The organism is Bradyrhizobium sp. 142, assembly GCF_023074015.1.
Taxonomy (GTDB): Bacteria; Pseudomonadota; Alphaproteobacteria; order Rhizobiales; family Xanthobacteraceae; genus Bradyrhizobium.
The window spans coordinates 1-992 of record NZ_JADPKQ010000525.1; the positions used below are offsets into that span (position 1 = coordinate 1).

Here is a 992-nt window from a genome sequence, read left to right on the forward strand (position 1 = left end):
GAGATCTAGGTCAGCGTTTTCGTGGTTCGAATCATATCAGGCAGCCTCGGCGAGTCGGTAGGACCAAGTGTGGACAACCGGGTGGCGATTGACGTCGTCGATGCCGGCCATGATGCGCTCCTTAAGCTCGTGTTTTGAGGTCACGCGGATGTGGCGCAAGACAGACCGGCGAACTTGGAGAAGAAGCCCTCGATGAGGTTGAGCCAAGAGCCGTGTTTGGGCGTGAACGTAAACTCGAAGCGCCCTGGTCGTCGTGTTTCGAGCCAGGTTCTGGTTTCTTTCGAGATGTGCGCGGAATGATTGTCGAGGATCAGCTTGATCGCGGTGCCGGCCGGATAGGCGGCATCGAGAAGCTTGAGGAATTCGATAAACTCGCGGCTGCGGTGGCGGTCCCTGACGAGCGCGTGGACCTTCCCGGTGAGTAGATCGATCCCAGCCAACAGGCTGAGCGTGCCATGACGCTTATACTCATGGTCGCGCGCAAAAGCAGGATGAACGCCCGGCACTGGTGGCAAATCCGGTGCCGTCGTCGCGATGGCCTGGATCCCCGGCTTCTCGTCGTAAGAGACGATCGTGACCGGCTTCTTTGATTTCTTCGGCTTGGCTGCGGCCTTTTTCAGGATCTGGACCTCGCGATAGACACACAGGACCTCCGCCATCTTCTGCTCGAACTCGCCGTCACGACGTTCCAGATAGTAGCGCACCTTATGCGGCTTGATTTCCTCCTGGCCAAGAAGCTTGCACACCGTGCCCTGAACCAGACGGGCGAGAGATGGATGTCCGGCCGCCGGCCCGTGCTCGCGCGCATGGCGCGCCAGCAGCCGCGTCGTCCACAGCTCGTGCGGATAGCCGTGCTCCTTGGCCTTGTCGCACGCCAAAGACACCAGCCAGGCCTTGGCCTCCGGCGTGATCACCGGCTCCTTGCCCGGCCGTGGTCGGTCGTCGAGTGCCGCCAGCGCGCCATAAGCGACCGCCCGCTCAACGCAGCGCTG

General features: G+C 61.5%; 1 protein-coding gene. It reads right to left on the reverse strand.

Features of this window, described 5'->3' with window-relative positions; translation table 11 throughout:
* Positions 1 to 140 precede the first annotated feature (140 nt).
* Positions 141 to 992: IS630 family transposase (locus tag IVA82_RS47055; RefSeq protein WP_247493977.1), on the reverse strand; the 852-nt coding region annotated here is incomplete at its 5' end.